The sequence below is a fragment of the Schnuerera sp. genome (genome assembly GCF_035459645.1).
GTDB lineage: Bacteria > Bacillota > Clostridia > Tissierellales > Tepidimicrobiaceae > Schnuerera.
In genome coordinates, this window is sequence record NZ_DATHXO010000501.1 from 1 (window position 1) to 2,719 (window position 2,719).

Sequence of the window (2,719 nt, forward strand, 5' to 3'; positions counted from 1 at the left end):
CTAGGCTCTCACAAGAAAGAACAGAGGAATGGAGGAATAAATCATCTTCTATTGAAACCCAAATTGAAATCTGTCAGGAATATGCCAACAGTGAAAACATGAATTTAGTCAAGGTTTATACAGACTATGAGTATTCTGGAACGAATTTTGACAGGCCTGGATATATTGAAATGATGGATGATGTGAGAAGTGGTCTTATAAATTGTATTATAGTAAGAGACCTATCACGGCTTGGTAGAGAGCATCTTGAAATGGGCAGACTTGTAGACAAGGTATTTCCCTTTTTAGGAGTAAGATTTATTTCTGTAGTAGATAAGATTGATACAGAAAGAGGTATTGATGCAAAATTATCCTTTGAAATGCTAATAAAGAACCTTATAAATGACATGTATGCAAAAGATATAGGTTATAAGGTGAAAACAAGCAAAAGGTTAAATGCCAAGCAAGGTTTCTTTATAGGTTCAACTCCACCATTTGGTTATAAGGTAGTAGAAAAAGATGGTGGAAGAAAACTTGAGCCTGATGAAGTAAGCAAAAAGATAATAGAGAGAATATTTACTAGATATGTAGCTGGTGAAAATACATTTAAAATTGCTAAAGAGCTTAACGAAGATAATATTTCTACATCAAGTGCCTATAATAAAACAGGTAATATTTTGCGTGAACCTGGAGAGCCACAATGGAGGAAAGGTACAATAGCAAATATGCTTAGGCAAAGAGTCTATACAGGTTGTCTTGTTCAAGGAACTAAGGAAAATGTTCCAGGTAAAAAATCTGGCCATTATAGGCAAAAGCCTAAAGATGAATGGATAATTGTAGAAGATACTCATGAAGCTATAATTCCAAAGGATTTATTTAAAGCAGCCCAGGAGATATTGGATTATAATAAGGAAAAAGATCACTTTAAAATAACAAGACATGACCTTAAAAGAGAGCCAATTAATAAATATAAAGGTCTAATCTTTGATGGCAATACTAAGCTTATTTTAAAAAGAAATTGCATAAAAAGTAGAAAGAAGAATGCTAAGTTCTATTATTATAAATTTACAAATGAAGAAAACAATGGGGTTATACTAGAAACACCCTATATTTCTATCATGGAAGAGGATTTAGATAGATTAGTTATAAATAAACTAAGGAATGTATTGAGTATTGATGCAAGTGGAGCAGATTGCAAAGATAGAATAATTGATATAAGCAAGATGAATATTGAGGTGGTAGAAAAACATCGGACATCCCTTTCCCTTAAGATCTATAAGCTTAATTCGGAATTAAAAAAGTTATATGAAGCCTATAGTTTAGGAAAGCTTGAAAAGGAAGAATACCTAGAAGAAAGGATATTAAATAGAAATAGATTAAACACCTATGAAAAAGAATTAAGTAATCTTGATTTAGAAATTCTATCTATAGAAGCTAAGACTGAAGAAGAGTTAGAGCTATTTGATTATTTAACTTCCTATAATGATATTAAACTAGATGAAGAAATTATCCCTAAATACATTGACCGTATTGATGTATATGATAATGAAACTATAAAAATTAGTTTAAAGGGATATCTGGCTGGGAAGGAGATGAAATCAAATGAATAATATTGCTATTTATATGAGGATTTCTTTTTCTGAAAGAGATAGACAAAAACAAACAGAAGAAACTATAAATTCTCAAAGAAATATAATTAAGCATTTCATCTTTAATGACCAAGAACTAAAAAAAGCAAATATAGAAGAATTTGTTGATGAAGGCTATAGTGGAAGTACTACTTCAAGACCAGGACTTGATATGCTCCTTAAAAAAGTAAGGGGACAAGAGATTAACTGTATTATAGTAAAAGATATGTCACGATTTATGAGAAATTATATTGAAATGGGGGACTATCTTGAAAACATCTTTCCTTTTATGGGAGTTAGATTTATAGCAATAAATGATGGCTATGATAGTGATAAGGAAGGCCATAATGGTACAGAGCTAGATATTCAATTTAAAAATCTTCTTAATGATTATTATAGTAGAGATATTTCAGAAAAGATGACTACTGCCCTTTACACAGCTAGAAAGCAAGGGAAATATACCACAGGAACACCGCCATATGGATATCTAAAAGATCCTAAAAATAAGTACAAGCTTATCATTGATGAATCGGTTTCAGATAATGTCAGATATATATTCCAGCTTATCCTTGAAGGATATACTTTAAATGAAACTGCGAAAATCCTTAATGATGAAGGTGTTATTACTGCTAGAGCAAGAAGAAAGCAGATTAAAGGCTATGACTCATATTCTAATAGGTGGTTTTCTACTGTAGAGCAAACAATATGGTCTCATAGCATGGTTAGAAGGATTTTAAAGAATGAAGTATATACTGGAACAATGGTCTTTAATAAGACAAGCAAAAGCAAACTTGATGGTGGTAGTGTTACTTATCATCCTAAGGAAGAATGGGAAAAGATTTACAATAACCATGAAGCCATTATAAGCAAAGAAACCTTTGATAGGGTAAGTGAACTACTAAAATCAAGGCATAAAAATAAATTCTATGGTGGAAAGAGCAAATATAAAAACAGTCCTATTGCTCCCTTTGTAAGATGCAACAAGTGCGGTTATAAAATAAGATTTCTTAAAAGTTCCAATGGAAAAGAGTTAATAGGTATAAATCTCTACTGTTATTATTGCAGGATGCTAGACCAGGAAGAAAAGTTGCATCATTATAAGGATTTAGAAG

Annotated in this window: 2 protein-coding genes; both read left to right on the forward strand. The window is 31.3% G+C overall.

Going from position 1 to position 2,719, the window contains the following annotated elements; genetic code table 11:
* Nucleotides 1-1,589, forward strand: a 1,589-nt coding sequence (locus tag VK998_RS11715) for a recombinase family protein (protein WP_325228536.1), incomplete at its 5' end; no start/stop codon positions are given.
* Nucleotides 1,582-2,719 (forward strand): recombinase family protein (locus VK998_RS11720; RefSeq protein WP_325228538.1); only part of this gene is annotated, 1,138 nt, incomplete at its 3' end. The genes VK998_RS11715 and VK998_RS11720, both read left to right, overlap by 8 nt.